This is a genomic window from Pseudomonas sp. SDT291_1_S447 (assembly GCF_054070155.1).
In genome coordinates this window covers 1-1,640 of sequence record NZ_JBSVXS010000250.1, presented here as the reverse complement: position 1 = coordinate 1,640, position 1,640 = coordinate 1, and the positions used below count along the sequence as shown (strand labels likewise).

Genomic DNA, 1,640 nt, shown 5'->3' with positions numbered 1-1,640 from the left:
CACCCTGTGGGAGCGAGCTTGCTCGCGAAGGCGCCTTCAAAATCACCTCAGGATTCAACCCTCACGCCGCGCCCAAACCGCTCCCGATACACCGACGGCGGCACCCCCACCACCCCGCGAAACGCAACACGAAAACTCTCCACCGACCGATAACCGCAGCGCTCGGCAATCTGCTCGGTGTTATGCGGCGTGCTCTCCAGCAACTCCCGCGCCCGCGCCAACCGTTCATGCTGCAACCACGCCTTCGGTGACTGCCCACTGGCCTCGGTAAAACGCCGCAGAAACGTGCGCTCACTCATCGCCGCTTCACTGGCCAGATCACGCACCTCCAGCGGTTCATGCAAACGCTCGCGCGCCCACTGCATCACCCGCGACAGATCGTTGCGCGGCGTCGGGCTGACCGGGGTCGGTATGAATTGCGCCTGGCCGCCGGTGCGTTGCGGCGACATTACCAGTCGCCGCGCCACCGAGTTGGCGACTTGCGTGCCGAAGTCCCGCGCGACCAGATGCAGGCAGGCATCGATCCCGGCAGCGCTGCCGGCCGAGGTGATCAACTGGCCGGAATCGACGTAAAGCACATCGGCATCGACGGCAATCGCCGGGAAGCGCTGCGCCAGTTCCGCCGTGTAACGCCAATGGGTTGTGGCGCCGTGGCCGTCGAGCAAACCGGTGGCCGCCAGCACAAATACACCGGAGCAGATCGACAGCAATCGCGCGCCCCGGGCATGGGCCTGACACAGCGCGTCGATCAATGCTGGAGGCACCGCTGCGTTACGGTCGCGCCAGCCGGGAATGATGATGGTGCGCGCCTCGGCCAACAATTCCAGACCGCCATCGGCCAGCACCTGAATGCCGCCCAAGGCGCGCATCGGGCCTTGATCGACCGCCGCGATGGCGTGGGTGTACCACGGGAAATCGAACTCCGGCCGGGTCAGGCCGAAGACCTCCACGGCGATGCCGAACTCGAATGTGCAGAGGCCGTCGTAGGCCAGAATCGCAACCAGACCTGGTGATGTCGGCATTTGGCGGAAAGTTCCCGGTGAGTGTCTTGTGCGCCACTGTAGCTGCAAGCGGACGCTCGATAAAGTCTGTTCACACCCGTTCAGATAAAGGAGCAACACCCATGGTCAGTCTGGTTCGCGACATCCCTGCCGCCCCGTCGGCAATCGCGCTGATGCACTTCAGTAATCGTCTGACTTTCGAAACCGATTGTTCTGACGTGTTCAGCAGTCAGGAGGCTGGCGAGATCGATTTTGTTCTGGTCGATGTCCGTGGGCCGCTGGCCTTTGAGCGCGGGCATGTGCCGGGCGCGATCAATATTCCGAACCGGTTGCTGACGGCTGCAGAACTGGCCAGCTACCCGAAAACCACGCTGTTCGTGGTCTATTGCGCCGGCCCGCACTGCAACGGCGCGAACAAGGCAGCGGTGAAACTGGCAGCGCTGGGTTACCCGGTCAAGGAGATGATCGGCGGCGTGACCGGATGGCTCGATGAAGGCTTTCAACTGAGCGTTGAGCAAGCCGCCAAAACCGCAATCGGCTGCGAATGCTGATCCCCTTGTAGGAGCTGCCGCAGGCTGCGATCTTTTGATCTTCATTGTAAAAAAAACAGATCAAAAAATCGCAGCCTGCGGCAGCTCC

Annotated in this window: 2 protein-coding genes; one reads left to right on the top strand and one right to left on the bottom strand. The window is 62.4% G+C overall.

Annotated elements, in window-relative coordinates:
- Nucleotides 1-47: 47 nt before the first annotated feature.
- Nucleotides 48-1,022, bottom strand: coding sequence for a transcriptional regulator FtrA (gene ftrA, locus ACW9IR_RS29275; protein WP_250604335.1), 975 nt, complete (start codon nucleotides 1,020-1,022; stop codon nucleotides 48-50).
- A gap of 101 nt (nucleotides 1,023-1,123) precedes the next feature.
- Here ftrA and ACW9IR_RS29270 point away from each other — a divergent pair, with 101 nt between their 5' ends.
- Nucleotides 1,124-1,552, top strand: a complete 429-nt coding sequence (locus ACW9IR_RS29270) for a rhodanese-like domain-containing protein (protein WP_016984245.1) — start codon at nucleotides 1,124-1,126, stop codon at nucleotides 1,550-1,552.
- Nucleotides 1,553-1,640 lie beyond the last annotated feature (88 nt).